Here is a 22,646-nt window from a genome sequence, read left to right on the forward strand (position 1 = left end):
ATTCGCTTATTATCTGCTTGAAAATTATGTTATTAAATTGAATATTGTGATTTTTTCGAACGAAAAAGAATATTTTTTCATTGTAATGAAAATTTGACTTCAATTTTGGTGAATAGAATTTTTAATTGAAATAGAGTATCCATTTCGCAAAATATTTTTTGTTTTTAAAATGGGATACTTTGGCTTTTATATAGTCGGGTAAGTTTTCCTTTTTTCTCGCGAGGAAAACGGAATTCTGTATTTTAAAATCGGTTATAAAGCGTACCGTTTCTTTCTTGTCTTCTAAATTGTAATAGTGCTTTAAATAGTTTGAATTTTGTTCAAACTGCACTTCTCTTTTGCTGGTGTAATTTCCATTATTAACGGTTATAATATTTTTGTTGGTATAAAATGACATCGATGGTAAGAGGTAGTTGTAGATATACACATTGTTCGATTTTAGTGAATTTACAAAGGTGGCAATGGGTTTTGCAGAGTTAATGAGCAATTCATTGGATTTCATTACATAAGTTGAAAATAGTAATAAAGCCAAGGTGTTTATTAATAACGTATACATGTTTTTGTGAAACCAATTGCTGTTTTTTATTCCAAAAATGCTGATTAGTATCCCCAATGGTAATATGATGATAGAGAGGAAATCGACTTCTATTTTGTGAAGTAGAATTGCGATCAAAGAAGCGATAAATAATAAAATGAAGTAAGCGTATAAAAAGCGAGTCAAACTTTTCCATTGCTGTTCTGATAGTTTTATTAACTGAACAGAGGCGAATAGTATGAGAAATAGGAGAGAGGGTAAAACGTAAAAAATGAGTTTGGTTTTGAATATTGAAAAAATTAAAATAATCAGGGCAAATGAAACTAATAGAATCTTGTTTTTTGTAGAGATAGCCTCCTTTTTTTTCAGATCCAAAAAAATATAAACCAACCATGGCAATAATGATAGTGGTAGAAATACAAGGTAGTACCAAAAAGGTTTCCCTCTGCTAAAGGCATCATTAGTAAACATTCTTCCTTTGAGTTGATTGCCTAAAAAATAGTCTAAAACAGTTGGGTTTTCCCGTATAATGGCCAAATACCACCAACCACTGGAGATCAAAATAATAATGATTCCTAAAAAGTCATAAACTGATAACTTGATTCTTTTCTTGTTGAAATAAAACCATGTCAGTTGAAAAACTAAAATTGGGATAAAAACCAATGGTCCTTTTGTAAAAAAACCTAATGAAAGAGATAGGTAAAATAAGAGAAAGAACTTTTTGTTTTCTAAATAATGCAACCAAAAATAAACTGCCATCATAACGAATGTGTTTAAGTAGGCATCAGTGGTTAGGTTTCTTACTGAAGCTAAAATCAAAGGAGTCGAAAAATATAAAATGACTGCCAGTAAGGATGTTTTTTTATCATTAAATAATAGTAAAGATGTTTTATAAACTAGAATTAATTGTACTAATAAAGCAATAGATAAAAAAAAGCGGGCGCCAAATTCGTTGATGCCAAATATCGAGTATCCTAAGGTTGTTATATAATAGGTTAATGGTGGTTTGTGATAATGATGAATGCCCATTTTAGTGGGATGAATATAATCACCGCTTTCTATCATTTCTTTGGCAATTTGTGCATAACGCGCTTCGCTGGTTTCGGTTATGCCCCAAGAACCTAGATGAAATAAGGAAACTATAAAAATGAGTAGAAGTATAAAATAAAAAGAATGTTTTGTAATTAAAGCTGAAAATTTTGAATCCATAGTTATGATAAAAATTTAGTTTGGCCGACTTATGTTTACATTTCAATAATTTTATTTAATTTTAATGTGATGCTTTTTTAAAGTACATGTTATGTGTGTGATATGTTTTCTTTAACAAAAAATAAGGATGTTTTATATTACTAAATTACATTTAATTTTGAATTAAGTATTCTTTTTTTTTGTAAATAATTTCCTTTACTTAGCGTTGTATTTGTTAGAAGATGGAATCACGAATGAATTTTTTTTTTAAATAGATCAATGTAATTTACACTTTAAAATATCAATATATGAAAGTATTGGTTACTGGCGCAGCAGGATACATTGCTTCGCATACGGCAGAAAGACTGAAATCTTTAGGACATGATGTAATTGGTTTAGATAATTTTTCCGATTACTATGATGTTTCTTTAAAGAAGTTAAATGCCAGTACATTAAAATCAAAAGGTATTGTAATCGAAAAGATAGATTTGAGATTTGCAGATCAACTTCAAATGTTGCCGAAAGATTTCGATTATATTTTTCATTTTGCTGCACAACCGGGTATCTCATCCACATCTAGTTTTGAAGACTATTTGGGAAACAATGTTGTAGGGACAAAAAATCTTCTTGATTTTGCTTTATTGAATCAAAATTTAGCTCTTTTTGTAAATATTGCCACTTCATCTATTTATGGAATTCATGCTACTTTTGATGAAACAGTAGCTCCATCTCCGGTTTCTTTTTATGGTGTGACTAAATTGGCAGCTGAACAACTGGTTTTAGAAAGTAGTAGATTAGGACAGTTGAAAGCCTGCTCTTTAAGATTGTATTCAGTTTATGGCCCACGCGAAAGACCTGAAAAGTTATATACTAAATTGATTGCTTGTGCATTAAATGATATTCCTTTTCCTTTGTATAAAGGAAGTGAGAAGCACTTAAGGAGCTTTACATATGTTCAAGATATTGTTGATGGGGTAATTAGTGTGATTGGAGCAGCCGATTTGGTCAATAATGAAATCATTAATTTGGGTACCGAAGAAGAGAGTACTACCCAAGAGGGTATTGAAATTGTTGAACAAATTTTGAATAAAAAAATTGATATTCAAATAGTTGAGGCTAGATCGGGAGATCAATTAAGAACGAAAGCTGTAATAGGGAAAGCTAGAAAGCTATTGGGGTACAACCCAAAAACTAGTTTGTATGAAGGCTTAAAAGCACAAGTGCAATGGTATCAGGATAATTTTTATAACTTAAAAATTATAACAAAAAAACTGCAAAAATAGATAGAATGCTTTTGCAGTTTTTTTGTTTAAGATATTTAAAGGCTATTTTTTAAAGTAGCTGTCTAATAAAATTTGGGCAGCGGTAAAAGGAGATATCTCATGATTTTGAACTGCTTTTTTAGTAGAATCTAATAATTGAATGATATTCGGTTGATTATAGAAATGATTTTTTAATTGTTCATCAATAGTTTCCATCATCCAAAATTGATTTTGTTCTTCGCGTTTTTCAGCGAAATAATGATTTGAATTTACCAGATCAAGATATTTAGTAATAGTTTGCCAAACCCCATCAATTCCTTCTTGAGTTAAGGCGCTACAGGTTGTGGTAGTAGGAATCCATCCAGATTTTTTTGGTGGAAATAAATGTAAGGCTCTGTTGAATTCTACTTTTGCTAAAGTCGCATTTTTGATGTTATCCCCATCAGCTTTATTAATAACAATGGCATCAGCCATTTCCATAATGCCACGTTTGATGCCTTGTAGTTCGTCTCCGGCACCGGCAATTTTTAGCAGTAAAAAGAAATCGACCATACTATGAACCGCAGTTTCGCTTTGTCCAACTCCAACAGTTTCAATTAGTATCACGTCAAATCCACAAGCTTCACAGAGGATTATTGTTTCTCGGGTTTTTCGAGCAACACCTCCTAATGTTTCTCCTGATGCTGAAGGTCTGATGTAAGCATTGCTGTCTTTTACCAACTCTTCCATTCGGGTTTTGTCCCCCAGAATGCTTCCATGAGATATAGTGCTACTCGGATCTACTGCAAGAACGGCTACTTTTTTGCCTAAACTCGTTAAGTATTTTCCAAAAGCTTCTATAAAAGTGCTTTTACCAACGCCAGGAACTCCCGTTATGCCTATCCGAATAGATTTGTTGGCATGGGGTAAACAACCATTGATAACTTCATTGGCTTTTGTTAGATGGGCAACGTTCGTGCTTTCGACTAGTGTAATGGCTCGACTAAGCGCTGTTATATTTCCTTTTAAAATTCCATCGATCAATTCTGATGTAGAAGGCTGTTTTTTTCGGGATTCTTTGATTTGCTGAATTGTGCTAGAGCTGATTACTTCGGGCGGCGAAATACCAGCTTTTTCGTTTAAAGCACTTGGGTTTGTTTTTTTAGTAGACAAAATAGTTTTTTTGATAGTAAAAGTAATCAAAACAAAAACAGTTTCAAAAAGCTGTGCCCATTGAAACTGTTTTATTTGAAATTGATTTTACTGACTCAATAAGAATTAATAAGCGGCAGTAAAACGAACTTGATGGTGTTTTGGATTTTCGGCTTCATCTGCGATAACTACGGCCAAGTCTTCTACGGATAATACATTTTTTTTGTGTTCGTCAAAAACGGGGTTATCCAGTCCTAATCTGTATTTCCCTGTTCTTCCTGTGGTAATTCCTTGATGCATCTCGAAAGCTGGACTGAAATAAGACCAATCTAACTCTTTTTCTTGTTTAATAATGTTTAGATAATCTCTAGCAGCTGTTGCTCCGGCATAGTATTCTTTTGGAAAAGCAGGTGTGTCTACAGCCTGTAAGTTTGGGGCAACGTATAAACTGCCGGCTCCACCAATGGCAATTAATCGTTTGACTCCTGATTTTTTTACGGCTTCCTGAATAGATTTTGATCCTTCTAGAAAATCATGGTATAGGTTTGGGTTTGACCAGCCACCATTGAATGCACTAATTACCAAATCGTTTCCAGCAAGTATCATTGCTAATTCTTCGGTATTTGTTGCGTCAATTTTGGCCCATTTAATATTTTGGTTTTCTCCATTTTTAGGATTTCTTGCTATAGCTGTAATTTCGTGATTGCGATTGGCTAATTCATTCAAAATGCTGGAGCCTACAAATCCAGTAGCTCCGATAAGTGCGATTTTCATAATGGTGTATTTTTAAGTAATAAAAAAAGTTACAGTTTTGGTTAAAAAAATAGTTCTAAAATTTATTTGAAAAATCTTCCAAAGTAATATCACTCAATTGAGAGCTTATTGTTTGATTAATATCTTCATATAAATTTTCTAAATTTTTATTGATTTGTTTGCCAATAGGGCAGTCTGGATTGGGTTCATTTTTTGAAAAACCTAATGTTACGGTATCGAAAGTCATTTTAAAAATGGCATCTAAAGTGATTTTTGATGTAGATTTCAATAAACGTGTTCCTCCATTTTTTCCCTCTTTACTTTCTACAATATGATTTTTTTTAAGGTTTGCTATTTCTTTTCTTACCAAAACAGGATGCAAGTTTATGCTGCTAGCTATAAAATCAGATGATAAATACTCATCAGGGAATTTAGATAGTAATGTTAGAATGTGAATTGTAATGGCAAACTTACCTGAAATCATACTGTAATAAAATATATTGCAAATATAGAGTTTATATTCGGATTGACGTTGTTTCTTTTGTTAAATAGTATTGTCGTTCCTGTTTTTTATTTTAATCAATCGGTTTTGGGTTTAAAATGTTTTTAATGGTATTTTTGCTTTCTAATTTATCAGATGAACAACTTTATCCTCATTTTTGTTTGCTTATTCCTCGGTCTTATATTGCAAAATGTAAAGCTTATTCCTCAAAATGCACATAAGATTTTAAATAAAATCGTCATTTATATTTGCCTTCCGGCTTTAGCTTTATATCATATTCCGAAAATTAAATGGGACAATCAATTACTGTTTCCTATTGGAGTGGCTTGGATAGCGTTTGTTATTTCGTATTTCTTTTTCAGTTTCCTAGGTAAAAGATTGGGTTGGTCCAGAAAATTGACGGGCTGTTTGATCATTTGCGCTGGACTTAGTAATACTTCCTTTCTGGGTTTCCCGATAATTGAGGCTTTGTATGGTGAAGAAGGGCTGAAAACGGCAATTTTAGTAGATCAGCCAGGTACTTTTGTTGTGCTATCTACATTGGGAATTTTTGTTGCTACAATTTATTCTAAGGGGAATTTAAATAGCTTGCAAATAGCCAAAAAGATTGCTTTTTTTCCTCCATTCATTACTTTTTGTATCGCTTGTTTGATGAATGTTTTACAGTTTGATTTTTATGATTGGGGACAATTGCTTTTTAAAACTATGGGGAGTGCAGTAACACCATTGGCATTACTATCAGTGGGATTGCAATTGCGTTTTGAAAAAAGAAGCATGCATTGGAATTTTCTCGGATTGGGTCTTTTTTATAAACTGATTTTAACCCCAGCTATTATCTGTTTTTTATATGTGGTGATATTACATCAGCACGGTAAAGATATCGAAGTATCTATCATGGAATCTGCCATGGCGCCTATGATTACTGGTTGCATACTAGCTTCTTCTTATGGCTTAAAGCCAAGGTTGTGTAGTATGATGATTGGTTTTGGAATTCCATTATCATTTATCACTTTGATTTTTTGGAATTTTTTGGTTCATCATATTTAAGGATTTCTTAGACAACTGCTTGATTATTTTGTAGATATGATATATTGTTTGTCTGATTTGTTGTTTTTTTCTTTAATTTTAAGTAACTAAAAATATAGAAACTATGGCAACATTACGATTAGGAGATATAGCTCCAGATTTTAAAGCAGAAACAACATTAGGTACAGTACAATTTCATGAATGGTTAGGGGATTCTTGGGGGGTATTATTTTCTCATCCTGCAGATTTCACTCCTGTTTGTACCACAGAGCTAGGAACAGTGGCAAATTATTATCCTGAATTTGTAAAACGAAATACTAAGGTTATTGCCTTAAGTGTTGATGGTTTAGAATCCCATATGGAATGGATAAAAGATATAAACGAAACTCAAAATACAACAGTTAATTTTCCAATTATTGCCGATGAAAATAAAGAAATAGCAATACTTTATGATATGATTCATCCTAATGCAAGCGATAAATTTACGGTACGTTCAGTATTTGTAATTGGACCAGACAAAAAAGTTAAATTAACGCTGACTTATCCTGCGTCTACAGGAAGAAATTTTGAAGAACTTTTAAGAGTTATTGATAGTCTACAATTGACCGCAAATTATAGTGTTGCTACTCCAGTCAACTGGAAAAGTGGGGAAGACGTGGTTATAACTACGGCAATTCCGGATGAAGATATTCCGAGTAAATTTCCAAAAGGATATACCCGTATAAAACCATATTTGAGAATGACACCACAGCCTAATCTGTAATTGTTGCATTGCAGTAAATAAAAAGAGTACTATGAGGATTATGTCATAGTACTCTTTTTGCTTATAGAGTTGCTATTCGTTATTTGTATTATACCAGATTATTGATTTTGGCATACTGTAATAACATAATGGTTTTAGCATCTTTTATTTCACCAGATCCTATCATGGCATAAGCTTGTTCAAAAGGGATTTCGAGTACCTCAATTTCTTCATGTTCATCCTCTAGTCCGCCTCCGGAACTTATTTTCATACTGGAATCGTATTCACCAACAAAGAAATATAGAATTTCGGTTACGGAACCTGGGGACATGTAGGATTCGAAAACCTTTTTTACCGAATGTAAGCGGTATCCTGTTTCTTCCTCAGTTTCACGAATGATACAAGCTTCAGGATTTTCTTCATCTAATAACCCAGCGCAAGCTTCTATTAATTGACCGCTTTTGTTTCCGTTTACATAGGTTGGCAGTCTAAATTGTCGGGTTAGGATAACGGTTTCTTTTTGTTTATTATAAAGTAAAATAGTGGCTCCGTTGCCTCTGTCGTACACTTCTCGCACTAGTGTGTCCCAGGTGTTGTCTTTTTTTTGATAGTCTACTGTGATTTTATTTAGTGTGTACCAATTGTCAGACAGTAATTCTGTTTTTTGTATTTTATAATTGGGATTGCTCATGGATATTATTTTGAGTGCTAAAAAAAACGTCCCGATTGGGACGTTAATTGTATTATTTAAGAATTGTTTGCTTTCTGTCTGGACCAACAGAAACAATTTTTATAGGAACTTCTACTTCTTTTTCAATAAACTCGATATATTCTTTTAGTTCAGTTGGCAATTGTTCGTAAGTAGTCATACCTGTTAAATCTTGGTGCCATCCTTTGAATTCTTTGAATACCGGAGTTACATTTTCTGGTTCGATGTTGTAAGGGAAATGCGAGATGTTTTTTCCTTTGTAGTTGTACTCAGTACAAACTTTTAAAGTTTCAAAACCAGAAAGTACATCACCTTTCATCATCATTAATTGTGTTACTCCATTGATTTGAACTGCATATTTTAATGCTACTAAGTCTAACCATCCGCAACGTCTTTGTCTTCCGGTAACAGATCCAAATTCGTTTCCTACTTTGGCCATAGTAGTACCATCTTCGTCAAAAAGTTCAGTAGGGAAAGGTCCGCTACCTACACGAGTTACGTATGCTTTGAAAATTCCGTATACTTCTTTGATTTTGTTTGGAGCGATTCCTAAACCTGTACATGCACCAGCCGCTGTAGTATTTGATGAAGTTACAAATGGATAAGTTCCGAAATCTACATCAAGTAATGAACCTTGAGCACCTTCACAAAGGATAGATTTTCCTTCTTTTTGGGCTTTGTTTAGGTATTCTTCGCTATCAATAAAGTCTAATGTTTTTAAAACTTCGATTGATTCGAAAAATTCTTTTTCTAATTCTTCAAGATTGTACTGAATGTTAACATCGTGGAATTTAATCATTTCTTCGTGTTTGTCAGCCAATGCTCTATAACGCTCTTTGAAATCTTCTAATTCGATATCTCCAACACGCAATCCATTTCTACCGGTTTTGTCCATGTAAGTTGGTCCAATTCCTTTTAGTGTAGATCCAATTTTTGCTTTGCCTTTTGATGCTTCAGAAGCGGCATCTAATAAGCGGTGTGTTGGTAAGATTAAATGTGCTTTTCTGGAAATGATTAATTTGCTTTTGATATCCAAATTAAATTTCGCTAGACCTTCAATTTCTTTTTGAAAAACTACTGGGTCAATTACCACTCCGTTTCCAATAATGTTTACTGCGGTTTTGTGGAAAATCCCTGAAGGAATGGTTCTAAGAACGTGTTTTATTCCGTCAAATTCTAAAGTGTGACCTGCGTTTGGTCCTCCTTGAAAACGAGCTATTATATCATAATTTGATGTAAGTACATCAACAATTTTTCCTTTTCCTTCATCTCCCCATTGTAATCCTAATAATAAATCTACAGTCATTCTATCTTTTATTTGTAGTTAATTTTCTTGTGTATTTTCTGTGTTTGTCTTTTTCTTGTTTCCGTATAAGTATAGGGAATGATTGGTGATTTCGATATCAAAAATTTCTTCGATGGTTTTTTTGATAGTTTGAATTCGTGGGTCACAAAACTCAATTACTTCACCGGTATCGGTCATAATGATATGATCGTGTTGTTTGTCGAAATAGGATTTCTCGTAATGTGCTTGGTTTTGCCCAAACTGATGTTTGCGGACTAAGGCACAATCCAGTAGTAATTCGATGGTATTGTAAAGGGTAGCTCTACTGACACGGTAGTTTTTGTTTTTCATTTTGAGATAGAGGTTTTCTATGTCAAAATGTTCTTCGCTTTCGTATATTTCTTGAAGGATAGCATATCTTTCAGGAGTTTTGCGATGTCCTTTGTTTTCGAGATACATTGTAAAAACATTCTTTACAATCTCTTGATTTTTGTTGTTATCTGTGGAAATGAGTGTCATATCTTGCAAAGATAAATTTTTATTTTAAAAGTATAAAAAATTAAAGTTTTTAATTCCAGTATTCAATTCTTTTTTTAAGCTAAAAAAGCGTTGATTAATAAGTGTTTTTTTGGGCTAATTTGATCGTATGATTTAGCACGTGAGGGATAGAAGCTAGCTACCTTGTAGCGCGAATAGCCCGACAGCATTAGGGAAAGAGGCTTAATAAGCGGGGCTAATTATGAGCCTCTTTTTCTAATGGTGGCACGCCCAAATGTTTTTTGAATTTTTTTATTTGGAGAAATGTTCTCTGTTTTTGTTCTCTAAAATTTAACAATTAAGAGTATTGAAGTTATTTTTACATCTTAGTTTTTGTAGACTCGTGTTACTTTGTCTATTCCGTCAATTTTTTTGATGTTGTCTATTAGTTTTCTCAGAATGGTGATATTGGGAACGATCACAGATATTTGTCCTTTGAAAATTCCTGCTTCTCCGCTCAATGATATGCTTTGAATGTTGACATTCATATTGTTTGAAATCACTTTTGTCAACTCGTTTGTGAGTCCTAAAGTATCCATTCCCATGATGTTAATGGTGGCTTTGAAATCTTGCTGAGTAGAGTCAATCCATTTGGCCTGCATGATTCTGTAGGCATAATTGGCTTGCATGGCCAGGGCATTTGGACAATCTTTTTTGTGGACTTTTATTCCGTCATTTATGGTTACAAAACCAAATACTTCATCTCCCGGAATAGGGTTACAGCAGGTAGATAATTTATAGTCGAGCTTGTCTTGTGTTTTTCCAAAAACCAGCATGTCATAATTACTACTGATGACTTGTCTGTGGATATCAACATCAGAGGTAGTGTGTGAACGTTTTATCTTGTTTTTGAAAAAGTTGATTAATGTGTTGCTTTTTTGTACAGCGTAATCTTTTAACTGTTGGTTATCAATCGATCCAACTCCCACTCTGTAAAATAAATCTAAGCTTGTTTTTAATTTAAAAAAGTTAACCAGCTCATTAATAGTTGCTTCGTTTAGAGTGATTTTAAGATGTTTTAGTTTTCGGGTAAGTACCTCTTTTCCGTCTTCGGCAATTTTCTTGGTGTCTTCATTGAGGACATTTCGGATTTTGTTTTTTGCTCGGGAAGTCGTTACGTAATCCAACCAGTTGATGGTTGGTTTTTGGTTAGGAGAGGTAATGACCTCGACTTGGTCTCCACTTTTTAATTCATAATTTAATGGAACTAATTTTCCATTTACTCTTGTTCCTCTGGTTTTTATTCCTATTTCGGAGTGAATGCTAAATGCAAAGTCTAAAGAAGTTGCTCCTTTTGGCAATGATTTGATTTCTCCTTTTGGGGTAAATATATAAATCTCTTTAGAATACAGATTCATTTTGAAATCCTCTACAAAATCGACTGCACTTATTTCTGAGTTTTCCAGTGCTTCTTTTAATAGATTCAACCAAACATCAAGACCGTTTTCTTCCGTTGCTCCATTTTTGTATTTGTAATGAGCGGCATAACCTTTTTCGGCAATTTCGTCCATGCGTTCGCTTCGCACCTGAACTTCTACCCAGCGACCTTTTGGTCCCATTACAGTAATATGCAGGGCCTCGTAACCGGTTGATTTAGGAGAGGAGATCCAGTCGCGTAATCGGCTTGGGCTGGGTCTATAATGGTCTGTAACAATAGAGTATATTTTCCAGGCCAAGAATTTTTCGTCGTGTGGATTGGATTTATAAACGATTCGTAAGGCAAATTTATCATAGACTTCGTCAAAACCAACGTTTTGAGCAGTCATTTTTCTGTAAATAGAATAGATAGATTTTGGTCTTCCTTTTATGATATAATCAATTTCTTCTGCGTCTAATGAGGTTTTAAGGATATCCGAAATGTCTTTTATGTAGGCATCTTGTTCTTCCTTGGTTTCTCTGATTTTGCTTACAATGTCATTGTAAATAAGAGGCTCTGTATATTTTAGACCTAGATCTTCTAGTTTGTTTTTTATTTTATAAAGTCCTAAACGATGTGCTAATGGTGCGTAGATGTATAATGTCTCTGAAGCAATTTTCTCTTGCTTGTAGGCTTCCATAGAATCCATAGTTTGCATGTTGTGCAATCTATCGGCTATTTTTATCAAAATTACACGAACATCATCATTCAGTGTCAAGAGCATTTTTCTAAAATTCTCGGCTTGCATGGATATGTTTAAATCCTTTTGAACCATAGAGATTTTTGTTAATCCTTCTACAAGTTGTGCTACTTTGGGATTAAACAAACGCTCAATATCTTTTACTGTAGTTGGAGTGTCTTCTACAACATCGTGCATTAAAGCAGCAGCAATTGAGGTAGCTCCCAAACCAATGTCAGCGGCCACGATTTTTGCAACAGCTATTGGGTGAAATATATAGGCCTCTCCGGATTTTCTGCGTTGATCTTTATGTGCTTCTACGGCAACGTCAAACGCTTTGCGAATCAGCTTTTTGTCTTCGGTGGTTAGGGTTTGATAACTTATTCGAAGTAACTCTTTATATTCTTGGGCTATTGCTTTATTCTCTTTTTCTATATCTATTTCTATCATAACGGCATGGTTCAATCCCTAAAAATAAGAATAAGTAATGAAATAAGCAAGAAGATTTTCAGGATTCAGGAATAATGAATGCCTTATACTTCTACACTATTTTCTAAAATTCGTATTGGTTTTTTATTTTCATCTAATGCTACAAAAGTAAAGCTTCCTGTTATAGCCTTCTCTCTGTGGTTGCTATACATTTGTTCGATATAGATTTCTACTTTTACATCTACACTTGTGTTACCTATTTTAGACACTTTCCCTACGAGTTCCACTATTGTCCCAGCTGGAATAGGTTTTTTGAAATCAATTTTATCCGAAGAAACGGTTACACATCTTTTTCTTGTAAATCTGGTTGCTGTTATAAATGCAACTTCATCCATCATCAACATGGCTGTTCCGCCAAATAGAGTGTCGTAATGATTGGTTGTGCTTGGGAAAACGGTTTTGAAAATTCTAGTTTCGGCGTGTGCAATTTTTTCTTCTAAATTCATTGTTTTTATATAAAATAGTTATTAGATGTTGTTATTTTAAAGCTATAGTAATCTATAGTAATTATTGGTTCATTTTCTTGAAATCTAAATCTTGAAAATCGTAACTGAAGTCGGTTAGTTCTGAAATCGGTTTCATTTTGATTGTAATTGCTTTTCCGGCTGCATCATATTCAAAAAACAGATGGGCATCTGCATGAAAATAGGCATTGTCCCATTTTATAACTAAGTTTTTCTCTTTGTAAAAGAATAATTCTCCAGAAAGTTGTGGAGATCGCTTGGAAGCAAAAAGTAATTTTCCTTTTTTCTCGCTAATTACAACGTCACCTAACCAATTGTCCTCATATGTTCCAACATAGTTATTGAAGTCAATTTTGACTTTGTCTTTTTTGTTTTTGGCTACCAATGCCCAAACTTCGTCAGTTACTTTATCTGCATATTCTTCGGTGGTTTTTACTCTATTGCTGTAAATGGTAACATAATCGTCTGATTTGATTCCTAAATAACTGTCTTTTATAGTATTGGTGATTGCGCTGAAAGCAGCTCCAGATTGTTGATTGGTCAAAACTACAATCCCTAAATTTAGTTCAGGAAATAGTGTGACCTGGGTGACAATTCCTTCTAAACCACCTGTGTGAGTGACTTGTTTGTATCCTTTTACATCACTCAAAAACCAACCTAATCCATAAGAACTAAAGTGGCTATTGTAAGGAGGTTTTGTGTTTATGGGAATAATGGTTTGTTGGCTCCACATTTCATTATGCTCTTTTTCGGAGAATAATTGTTTATTTTCGGTACCATATTTACCATTATTCAATTGCATAATCATCCATTTACTCATGTCGTTTACGTTTGAGTAAATTCCGCCTGCGGCATCGAATATTTGATTTTTGTATCTTGAAATTACTTTTAGTTTTCCGTCAATAGGAACGTGAGGTGCAATAATATTACTGGTGTCTTTTAATCGAACAAATGATGCAGCACTATTTTTCATATCCAATGGCTTCATCATTCGGCTTTCAATAAAGTCACACCAACTCAAACCACTTGCTTTTTGAATCACTTCCCCAGCAACGATATATAATAAGTTGTCATAATCATATTGTGTTCTAAAAGCCGAAACTGGTTTTAAGTATTGCAAATTTTGAATAATATCCTGTGCTGTAAAATTGCTTCCGTCTGGCCAAATCATCAAATCTCCTGCACCAAGTCCCAATCCGCTTCTGTGAGTCAGTAAATCTCGAATAGTAAATTCATTGGTCACATAATCATTGTACATTTTGAAATTTGGTAGATAGGTGATGACTTTATCATCCCATTTTAGTTTGCCTACGTCTACAAGCATTGCCAAAGCGGCACTTGTAAACGCTTTACTATTGGAAGCAATTCCAAAAAGTGTATTTGCATCTACCTTTTCATTGGTTAGAATAGATTTTACTCCGTATCCTTTTGCAAGTACCACTTTTCCGTCTTTGACAATTGCGACTGCAATTCCGGGAACGTTAAAAGCGGTTAAAGCTCGATTGACTACATTATCTACTTCTTCATTAGAAATTTGGGCAAAAGAATGGATGCTAAATGCAAGAAGGACTAAAAGGGAAATACTAACTTTTTTCATACTATTCTGTTTGGTTTATTTCTAATGGTCTCTATTTTAAAATCTAAAATTAAAAACCTCTTTGTCTTTTGGCTTCAAATATTAAAATCGCTGCGGCTACTGATACATTCATACTGTCTATTTCGCCTTGCATCGGGATAATGATGTTTTGTGTGGCTGCATCACGCCATTCCTGTGTGAGTCCCGTTGCCTCAGTTCCTACAACCAATGCCGTTGGTGAAGTATAATCTTGGGTGTGATAGGAAGTGGAATTTTGTAAGGTGGCACAATAAAAATTGATGTTTCGTTCTTTCAGAAACGCAATAATCTCGGTAGTCGTCCCTGTTGCAATCTGATTGGTAAACAAACAGCCTACACTAGATCGAACCACATTGGGATTGTATAGGTCGCTTTTTGGGTTGGCAATAATCACTGCATCAAGATGAGCAGCATCGGCAGTACGCAATAAGGCACCAATATTTCCTGGTTTTTCGGGAGCTTCAGCAATAAGAATCAATGGGTTTTCGGATAATTGTAAATCGGATAGTTGCATTGATTTGGCTTTGGCTACAGCCAAAATTCCTTCGGTGGTATCTCTGTAAGCCAATTTTTGATAAACAGCAGTACTAATTTCGATTAATTCGGCTTTATTGGATAATTTACGGGTTTCCGTTTCTGAACATATTTCGGGTACAAACAAAATCGTTTCTATTTCATATCCTCCTTTTATGGCTATCGAAATTTCACGTTTTCCTTCTATCAAAAAAGTTCCTGATTGTTTGCGTGCTTTTGCTTTTTCCTGCAATAACAACAGAGATTTGATAAAAGGGTTTTGGAGGCTGGCGATTTGTTTCATGTAGAGGTACTATTTTTCTTTAGAGGATCAGCGTGTCGCCATTAGGTATGATCTTTAAATTTTGATTCATGGCGATTTTAGTGAAAAGATGCTGGTTAGTAATTTGTGCTAAGATACTACCATTTTTTAAATTTTAAAGCTGAAAATTCATCCTAAGAAATAATACTTTGTAAAGAGTATTTTATTTAATTTTGAAAACGAAATCCAAACAACAATTTACAATCTAAAATCTAAATGTTTCATCTACTCGATATCATCGGAACCATGGCATTTGCTATGTCAGGCGCATTAACAGCTATGAGTAAAAAGTTAGACCCTTTTGGCGTTTTTATCATTGCATTTGTCACAGCTGTAGGAGGCGGAACCTTACGAGATGTCATGATAGGCCGTACTCCAGTTGGTTGGATGCACGATTTGACCTATGTATATGTAATCATTTTAGGTTTTTTTTTAACGATCTTATTCCGAAAAAGATTAGACAAACTTCGTATTTCGTTAGCTCTATTTGATACTATTGGGTTGGGGGTTTTTACTTTGATTGGTATTCAAAAAGGAATAGATTACCATCTAAATCCTGTTATTTGTGTTGCATTAGGCACCATGACTGCTTGTTTTGGAGGAGTTATTCGGGATATTTTATGTAATGAAATTCCAGTGATTTTCCGCAGAGAAATTTATGCAACAATATGTATTCTGGGCGGAATTGTGTTTTTCATGCTCCGAAGAATGAACTTAGAAAACGATATTTTGTATCTAGTCACTTCATTAGTTATTATTGCGGTTCGTGTATTGGCTGTAAAGTACAAGTGGCATCTTTCGCCATTCGAGCATAAAAAATAAAGAGCATTTACTTCATCAGTTTAGTATAAATAATTCTAAGCTTATTATATCTAACGTGTTGGTGTAATTATTTTTTGCCACATAGATTCTGCGTTGATTTTTTAAATATAAACTTGAGCCTTCGGGGTTTTTCCAGTTTTGTTGTTATTTATTACAAGATATAATTTGTGATTTGGATTTTTTTTGCAATTCGTATTTAAAATATTGCCCTAATTGCTTACTTTTCCAGTCTTTAATCCCCAAATGTGAAAAACTACTCTGTAAGACGATATCAAGAAAGCGATTACCTGCATTGGAATACCTTTGTAAGTAAGGCCAAAAATGCTACATTTCTGTTTCATAGGGATTTTATGGACTATCACAAAGATCGATTTGAGGATTATTCTTTGTTGGTTTTTAATAGAGAGAAATTAGTGTCGGTTTTGCCTGCTAATAGAGTAGGAGACAGTATTTATTCTCATCAAGGATTGACTTATGGCGGTTTGGTTTATGAAGAAAAGTTAAAGTTAGCCTCGGTGATAGAAGTCTTTAAAGCTGTTTTACTCTATTTGTACGAAAATGAAATTATCAAAATTCAAATTAAAACTCTTCCATCTATATATCATAAAAAGCCAGCCGAAGAATTAAATTATGCGCTTTTTTTGGCAGAAGCCCAATTAATTAGAAGAGACACGCTCGCGGTTATTGATTTGTCAAAACCTTCTCAGTTTTCTAAAATTAGAAAAAGAGGGATTCAGAAGGGGTTTGACAACAAATTGGTTATAAAGGAAGAATCTGATTTCGAAAATTTTTGGAACGAAATATTGATTCCGAATTTAGAGCAAAAACACAATGTAGAACCTGTTCATTCTTTAAATGAAATACGACTTCTGAAAAGTCATTTTGATAAAAATATCAGGCAGTTCAATGTGTATTACAACGATGAAATTGTTGGAGGTACAACCATTTTTGAATCCGAAAATGTGGTGCATTGTCAATACATTTCAAAGTATGAGAAAAATGAAAATTTAGGAAGTTTAGATTTTTTATACAATCATTTAATAAATAATGTATTTGCTGGCAAAAGATATTTTGATTTCGGAATATCTAATGAGAATCAAGGTGAAATAGTCAATAAAGGGCTGTCTTATTGGAAAGAGAGTTTTGGGGCAAGTACCATTGTACATGATTTTTATGAAGTAGAAACTATAAAATATTCTGAATTAGATAACGTATTAAAATGATAAAATTCTTAGATTTAAAAAAAATAAACGAACCTTATGAAATTGCTTTTCAAGAGAAATTGAAAGTGGTTTTAGCTAATGGTTGGTATATTTTAGGAAATGAAGTCCGAGAGTTTGAAACTAATTTTGCCCAATATTGTGGAGCCAATTATTGTATTGGAGTAGGGAATGGATTAGATGCCTTAACACTTATTTTCAAAGCATATATTCAGCTAGGGAAATTACAAAAAGGGGATGAGGTTATTGTGCCTGCCAATACTTATATTGCCAGTATATTAGCCATTCTTCAAGCAGATTTAGTACCAGTTTTGATTGAACCCAAGTTAGAAACTTACAACATTGATCCGAGTTTAATTCAGAATGCAATAACAACCAAAACGAAAGCCATTCTAGCAGTGCATCTTTACGGTCAATTGGCTGAAATGGATTTGATTAATGAAATAGCCAGTCAAAATAATTTGATTGTGGTTGAGGATGCTGCACAATCGCAAGGAGCAACTAGCAATCAAAAGTCTGCGATCAAAAATCTGCAAACAAGTGCAGCATATAGTTTTTATCCTGGGAAAAATCTTGGGGCATTAGGAGATGGAGGTGCTGTAGTAACGAATGATGCTGAACTTGCTAAAACTATCCAGTCCCTTAGAAATTATGGTTCAGAGATAAAGTATCAGAATGATTTTATAGGAGTCAATTCCAGATTAGATGAATTACAAGCTGCATTTTTGAATCTAAAATTACCAAACTTAGATTCAGATAACGAAAAACGTAGAATCATTGCTAAACGGTATTTATCCGAAATAAAAAATGATAAAATCATCTTGCCATTTTGGGATTTTAGTAGCAATCATGTTTTTCATCTTTTTGTTATTCGAACTCAAAACAGAGCCGATTTGCAAAACTATTTAGCAGCAAATAACATCGAAACGATGATTCATTATCCTATTCCGCCACATCAGCAAAAAGCTTTTGGTTCTGAGTCATTGGGGTGGAATAATTTGTCCTTTCCTATAACCGAAAAAACACACAATGAAGTTTTGAGTTTGCCTATAAGCCCTGTTTTAACAAATGATGAGGTGAGTTTTGTTATTGAAGCTTTAAATAAGTACTAAATTGAAGTTTATAGAGAAGATGAGGGAATTAAAATTAGTTATTAAGAGATATGTACCTGAAAAAATCTGGATTTCACTTATTAAGGTATATAATTTTACAAAATTGAGAAGTTTATATAATTTGTATTTAATTAAAGAAGCTCGTAAAAATCATATAAAAGCACTTGAAATAGTTAGGAAAAAAGAAAAAATAAAAGTTGCTTTCTTTTTGATTCATGAATCGGTATGGAAATATGATGTGCTTTATAATTTAATGTTACATCATCCTAGATTTGAACCTATTATATTTGTTTGTCCAGTTGTAAATTATGGTATGGAAAATATGCTATTTGAGATGAACAAATCGTATGGATCATTTAAAAAGAAAGGATATAATGTCATTAAAACGTATGATAATGAGACTGAAGAGTATTTAGACGTTAAAAAAACTTTTTCGCCGGATATAGTATTTTACACGAATCCATATCAAGGTTTGCAAGATTATAGGTTTTATATAAAACAGTTTTCAAAAACGTTGACCTGTTATGTGCCTTATGCTGTTATGACTACTAATTATGAGTCTTTCTATAACTTAGATTTTCACAACCTCGTTTGGAGAATTTTTTCTGAAACTACGATTCATAAAGAAATAGCATTGCAGAAACAAATATACAAAGGGCAAAATAACATTGTGACAGGTTATCCTGGATTTGACCAGCTTTTGATTAATAAAACACCGAATATGAATGTTTGGAAAAATAAAAATCCAACTTTAAAAAAAGTTGTATGGGCTCCTCATCATTCAATGTATGAATTAAATAAGGTGTCGAATTTTTTAGAATATTGTGGTTACTTTTTAGAATTGGCTGTAAAGTATCAGGATAAATTACAAATTGCATTTAAACCGCATCCATTATTGAGAGTTAAATTAGAGGGAGATCTAAATTGGGGAATTGAGAAAACCTCTAGTTACTATAATAAATGGGAAAACTTAGCAAATGGTCAGTTTGAAAATTCAGAATATGTAGATCTTTTTTTGACATCAGATGCTATGATTCATGATTGTGGTTCGTTTATGTCAGAATATCTTATAACGGGGAAACCATCACTTTTTATGGTTAGGAACGAATCTGTTATGGATCATTGGAGTGATTTTGGGGAAAAAGCAGTGTCAGTTCATTATCAATCCAGAAGCAAAAAGCAATTGATTGACTTTATCGAAAATGTTGTATTGAATGAAAATGATTGGATGAAAGAGGAACGTAATTCATTTGTGCAAAACAATTTGATTCAAGAAAATAATTTAACCGCATCTCAAAACATATTGAATTATTTAGAAAGTCAAATCTTTCAATAAATTAGGAATGCTTTTTGAAAATTTATAATTTACTTAAAATAGGATAGATGAACATAGCTGTCATTTTAGCAGGGGGAGTGGGAACTAGATTAGAGAAGTCTTTGCCTAAGCAATTTTTTAAAGTTGCAGGAAAGATGGTTATAGAACATGCTGTTGATGCATTTGAGAAGAATGAATTAATAGATGAAATTGCTATAGTTATAAATAATCATTACATATTTATGGTAGAGGATATGATTATTAAAAATGGATGGCTAAAAGTTAAGCGTATTTTGACTGGGGGTAAAGAACGTTACCATTCTAGCCTTGCAGCGATTAATGCATATCACGATTTTAAAAGCGCTAATTTGATTTTTCATGATGCAGCTCGTCCTTTGGTTAGTCAAAGAATTATTAATGATGTAGTGAAATCAATGGATAATTATAATGCAGTAGATGTTGCTATTAATTCTGCTGATACAATTATTGAGGTTGAAAACGATATTATAACTACGATTCCAAACAGGGTGAAAATGCGTAGAGGGCAAACTCCACAAGGTTTTAAACAGGAGGTTATTGCGAAAGCTTATGAACGAGCACTTCAAGATGAAAATTTTAAAGCAACTGATGATTGTGGAATCGTAAGTAAATATTTTCCTGAAGAACAAATATTTGTGGTGGATGGTGAAGAGGTTAATATGAAATTGACTTATCCTGAGGATACTTATTTGCTGGATAAATTGTTTCAATTGCGTTCGGTTGAAATTCAAAATATACAACTATCACAAGAATGCCTTGCAGAAAAGGTTATGGTCGTTTTTGGAGGATCATATGGGATTGGAAAAAGTGTTGTAGATTTTGGTATTTCGAATGGAGTTCGTGTTTATAGTTTTTCTCGTAGTGAAAATAATGTTGATGTTTCCAATATGGAGGATGTTAAGAATGCATTGGGCAAGGTGTTTCGAATAGAAAAAAAAATTGATTTTATTATCAACACTGCAGGGGTATTATATAAGGAGCCATTAGGAACTATGAATTACCAAAATATTCTTGATTCCATAAATATTAATTATTTAGGAATGGTTAATATTACTCTTGCATCTTTAGCTTATTTGAAAGAATCAAAGGGACATATTTTGTTTTTTACTTCTAGTTCGTATACTAGAGGTAGAGCGTTTTATAGTATTTATTCTTCAACTAAAGCTGCTACTGTTAATTTTGTTCAAGCAATTTCTCAAGAATGGGAAACATTTGATATTAAAGTGAATTGTATAAATCCAGAGCGTACGCAAACATCAATGAGGTTGAAGAATTTTGGTAGTGAGCCAGAAAACACTTTATTAAAACCAGATACAGTTGCTTTGAGATGTATTCAGACTTTGTTGTCTAATTATACTGGGCAGGTAATAGATGTTCGACTTTAGAGGGGGATTAAATAGTTTTATTAGGTAAAAAAAGCAATATCAATTATGCTTAATTTGAGAATTAAGTACAATAAATTTTAATTTTTTTTAAATGCACAATACCTCTCTAAAAGCAATTGCAACAAAAGGAATTATTTGGTCTGCGGTTGATAAATTTGTTGTTCAGTTTGGACAATTCGTTGTAGGTATAGTACTTGCTCGAATTTTGCTACCAGAAGATTTTGGTCTAATAGGAATGTTAGCCATTTTTATAGTTCTGTCACAAACTTTTATTGAAAGTGGTTTGGGCACGGGGTTGATTCAACGTCAAGAAAGGGAAGATATTGATTTTTCGACTTTATTCGTGTTCAATTTAGCCACAAGCAGCTTTTTTTATTTAGTGCTTTTTTTTTCAGCGCCCTTTATTTCTTCTTTTTTTGAGAAACCTCAATTGACTGATTTAACAAGAATATTGAGTTTAAGCTTGTTTCTAAATGCTTTTGCAATTGTTCAACGAACGAAACTAACAATTGCGATTGATTTCAAATCCATTGCAAAAAGTAATGTAATTGGAATGATTACTGGTGGATTATGTGGGGTAATAGCTGCTATAAATGGGTATGGAGTCTGGTCTTTAGTTGTTCAAATGCTCATTGGGTCTTTGGCTTCATCTATGTCATTGTGGTTTTTAAGTGATTGGAGTCCCTCTATTGTTTTTTCAAAAAAATCTTTTAGATCTTTATTTCGTTATGGTTCAAAATTACTAATAACAGGTCTGTATGCTCAAACCCTAAATAATGTGTATAATATTTGCTTGGGGAAATTTTATCCAACTGCATCATTGGGTTATTATACAAGAGCAAAGAGTTTTGCGGACATATCAGCTGGTACTATTGTTAGTACTATACAACAAGCTACATTTCCAATCCTCACATCAGTTCAGTATGATAAAGAGAAATTAGTATCTATTTTTAGCAGAATGGTTCGCATGTCAGCTTTCTTTATTATCCCGATTATGACACTTATTGCTTTGTTGGCAAAGCCAATAGTTATACTATTACTTACAGAGAAATGGATTTCTCTAATTCCTCTTTTGCAATGGATGGTTTTTGCACGTATTTTTCTTCCAATGAGTACTATTAATATGAATTTATTAAATGCCATGGGGCGTTCAGATTTATTCTTAAAAGTTGATTTGTATAAACTGCCTATGACAGTATTGGCAATGGTAATTACAATTCCTATAGGGTTAAAAGCTATGATAATTGGACATGTTGTCACATCAGCCTTATCTTTCATTATTAACGCATACCTTCCGGGGAAATTCTTCGGCTATGGTCCGATTAATCAATTGAAAGAGATGTTGCCTTTTTTTGTTGCTACAATAGGAATGTCAATTTTGGTAATTATGATCTCTTATTTTATAGATAATTTAGTTTTGCAATTATTTTCTGGCATTGTATTTGGATTGTTAATTTATCTATCTATCTGTTGGCTATTCAAATTAGAAGAGTTAACAGAGGTTAAGGAATTACTTTTAAAGTTTTTAAAAAAGACAGTATAGTGAAGAATTGAGTTTTGGAAAGCTAACAATATTTTTTGTAT

20 protein-coding genes are annotated in these 22,646 nt (G+C 33.2%); 9 read left to right on the top strand and 11 right to left on the bottom strand.

Annotated features, from left to right (window positions below; translation table 11 throughout):
• Positions 1 to 121 precede the first annotated feature (121 nt).
• Positions 122 to 1,744 (bottom strand): ArnT family glycosyltransferase, encoded by a 1,623-nt coding sequence (locus OZP08_RS08880; protein WP_281323511.1) that lies wholly within the window; start codon positions 1,742 to 1,744, stop codon positions 122 to 124.
• Between the two features lie 287 nt (positions 1,745 to 2,031).
• On the opposite strand from OZP08_RS08880, the gene OZP08_RS08885 reads away from it, so the two are divergent.
• Positions 2,032 to 3,006 carry an NAD-dependent epimerase/dehydratase family protein gene (locus OZP08_RS08885; RefSeq protein ID WP_268849277.1) on the top strand — a complete coding sequence of 325 codons (975 nt, stop codon included), beginning with the start codon at positions 2,032 to 2,034 and terminating at the stop codon, positions 3,004 to 3,006.
• Between the two features lie 42 nt (positions 3,007 to 3,048).
• On the opposite strand, the gene meaB is transcribed toward OZP08_RS08885, so the two are convergent.
• From meaB to OZP08_RS08900, 3 genes are all read right to left on the bottom strand, one after another.
• A complete protein-coding gene (gene meaB / locus OZP08_RS08890; protein WP_268849278.1) occupies positions 3,049 to 4,137 on the bottom strand; it encodes a methylmalonyl Co-A mutase-associated GTPase MeaB in 1,089 nt (362 codons plus the stop codon).
• Positions 4,138 to 4,242: 105 nt separating this feature from the next.
• Positions 4,243 to 4,890, bottom strand: coding sequence for an NAD(P)-dependent oxidoreductase (locus OZP08_RS08895; RefSeq protein ID WP_281323512.1), 648 nt, complete (start codon positions 4,888 to 4,890; stop codon positions 4,243 to 4,245).
• A gap of 55 nt (positions 4,891 to 4,945) precedes the next feature.
• Positions 4,946 to 5,353: an RrF2 family transcriptional regulator gene (locus tag OZP08_RS08900; RefSeq protein WP_281323513.1), complete on the bottom strand. Its 408-nt coding sequence runs from the start codon at positions 5,351 to 5,353 to the stop codon at positions 4,946 to 4,948.
• Positions 5,354 to 5,506: 153 nt separating this feature from the next.
• On the opposite strand from OZP08_RS08900, the gene OZP08_RS08905 reads away from it, so the two are divergent.
• Both OZP08_RS08905 and OZP08_RS08910 read left to right on the top strand, forming a co-directional pair.
• Positions 5,507 to 6,418 (top strand): AEC family transporter, encoded by a 912-nt coding sequence (locus OZP08_RS08905; protein ID WP_281323514.1) that lies wholly within the window; start codon positions 5,507 to 5,509, stop codon positions 6,416 to 6,418.
• A 103-nt stretch (positions 6,419 to 6,521) separates the two neighbouring features.
• Positions 6,522 to 7,160: a peroxiredoxin gene (locus OZP08_RS08910; protein ID WP_281323515.1), complete on the top strand. Its 639-nt coding sequence runs from the start codon at positions 6,522 to 6,524 to the stop codon at positions 7,158 to 7,160.
• A gap of 88 nt (positions 7,161 to 7,248) precedes the next feature.
• Here OZP08_RS08910 and nudK read toward each other — a convergent pair whose 3' ends face one another.
• From nudK to OZP08_RS08945, 7 genes are all read right to left on the bottom strand, one after another.
• On the bottom strand, positions 7,249 to 7,830 hold the full coding sequence (gene nudK, locus OZP08_RS08915) for a GDP-mannose pyrophosphatase NudK (protein ID WP_281323516.1): 582 nt from the start codon (positions 7,828 to 7,830) through the stop codon (positions 7,249 to 7,251).
• A gap of 52 nt (positions 7,831 to 7,882) precedes the next feature.
• On the bottom strand, positions 7,883 to 9,154 hold the full coding sequence (locus OZP08_RS08920) for an adenylosuccinate synthase (protein WP_268849281.1): 1,272 nt from the start codon (positions 9,152 to 9,154) through the stop codon (positions 7,883 to 7,885).
• An 18-nt stretch (positions 9,155 to 9,172) separates the two neighbouring features.
• A complete protein-coding gene (locus OZP08_RS08925) occupies positions 9,173 to 9,652 on the bottom strand; it encodes a Fur family transcriptional regulator (RefSeq protein WP_281323517.1) in 480 nt (159 codons plus the stop codon).
• Between the two features lie 344 nt (positions 9,653 to 9,996).
• Complete coding sequence (locus tag OZP08_RS08930; RefSeq protein ID WP_268849282.1) at positions 9,997 to 12,216, bottom strand: RelA/SpoT family protein; 2,220 nt, start codon at positions 12,214 to 12,216, stop codon at positions 9,997 to 9,999.
• Between the two features lie 83 nt (positions 12,217 to 12,299).
• Complete coding sequence (locus tag OZP08_RS08935; protein ID WP_268849283.1) at positions 12,300 to 12,701, bottom strand: acyl-CoA thioesterase; 402 nt, start codon at positions 12,699 to 12,701, stop codon at positions 12,300 to 12,302.
• Between the two features lie 61 nt (positions 12,702 to 12,762).
• A complete protein-coding gene (locus OZP08_RS08940; RefSeq protein ID WP_281323518.1) occupies positions 12,763 to 14,316 on the bottom strand; it encodes a serine hydrolase in 1,554 nt (517 codons plus the stop codon).
• Between the two features lie 49 nt (positions 14,317 to 14,365).
• On the bottom strand, positions 14,366 to 15,151 hold the full coding sequence (locus tag OZP08_RS08945; RefSeq protein WP_268849284.1) for a TrmH family RNA methyltransferase: 786 nt from the start codon (positions 15,149 to 15,151) through the stop codon (positions 14,366 to 14,368).
• A gap of 234 nt (positions 15,152 to 15,385) precedes the next feature.
• Between OZP08_RS08945 and OZP08_RS08950 the strand changes: the two genes are divergently transcribed.
• The 6 genes from OZP08_RS08950 (at position 15,386) to OZP08_RS08975 (ending at position 22,605) form a co-directional block, all read left to right on the top strand.
• Complete coding sequence (locus tag OZP08_RS08950; protein WP_281323519.1) at positions 15,386 to 15,991, top strand: trimeric intracellular cation channel family protein; 606 nt, start codon at positions 15,386 to 15,388, stop codon at positions 15,989 to 15,991.
• A 245-nt stretch (positions 15,992 to 16,236) separates the two neighbouring features.
• On the top strand, positions 16,237 to 17,214 hold the full coding sequence (locus tag OZP08_RS08955) for a GNAT family N-acetyltransferase (RefSeq protein ID WP_268849285.1): 978 nt from the start codon (positions 16,237 to 16,239) through the stop codon (positions 17,212 to 17,214).
• Positions 17,211 to 18,323: a DegT/DnrJ/EryC1/StrS family aminotransferase gene (locus tag OZP08_RS08960; RefSeq protein WP_268849286.1), complete on the top strand. Its 1,113-nt coding sequence runs from the start codon at positions 17,211 to 17,213 to the stop codon at positions 18,321 to 18,323. Before OZP08_RS08955 ends, OZP08_RS08960 begins: the two co-directional genes overlap by 4 nt.
• A gap of 103 nt (positions 18,324 to 18,426) precedes the next feature.
• Positions 18,427 to 19,659, top strand: a complete 1,233-nt coding sequence (locus OZP08_RS08965; RefSeq protein WP_268849287.1) for a CDP-glycerol glycerophosphotransferase family protein — start codon at positions 18,427 to 18,429, stop codon at positions 19,657 to 19,659.
• Positions 19,660 to 19,706: 47 nt separating this feature from the next.
• Entirely contained in the window at positions 19,707 to 21,062 is a 1,356-nt protein-coding gene (locus OZP08_RS08970) for a bifunctional cytidylyltransferase/SDR family oxidoreductase (RefSeq protein ID WP_281323520.1), read from the top strand.
• Between the two features lie 91 nt (positions 21,063 to 21,153).
• Positions 21,154 to 22,605 (top strand): lipopolysaccharide biosynthesis protein, encoded by a 1,452-nt coding sequence (locus tag OZP08_RS08975; protein ID WP_281323521.1) that lies wholly within the window; start codon positions 21,154 to 21,156, stop codon positions 22,603 to 22,605.
• Positions 22,606 to 22,646 lie beyond the last annotated feature (41 nt).

It is taken from the genome of Flavobacterium aestivum, assembly GCF_026870175.2.
GTDB lineage: Bacteria > Bacteroidota > Bacteroidia > Flavobacteriales > Flavobacteriaceae > Flavobacterium > Flavobacterium aestivum.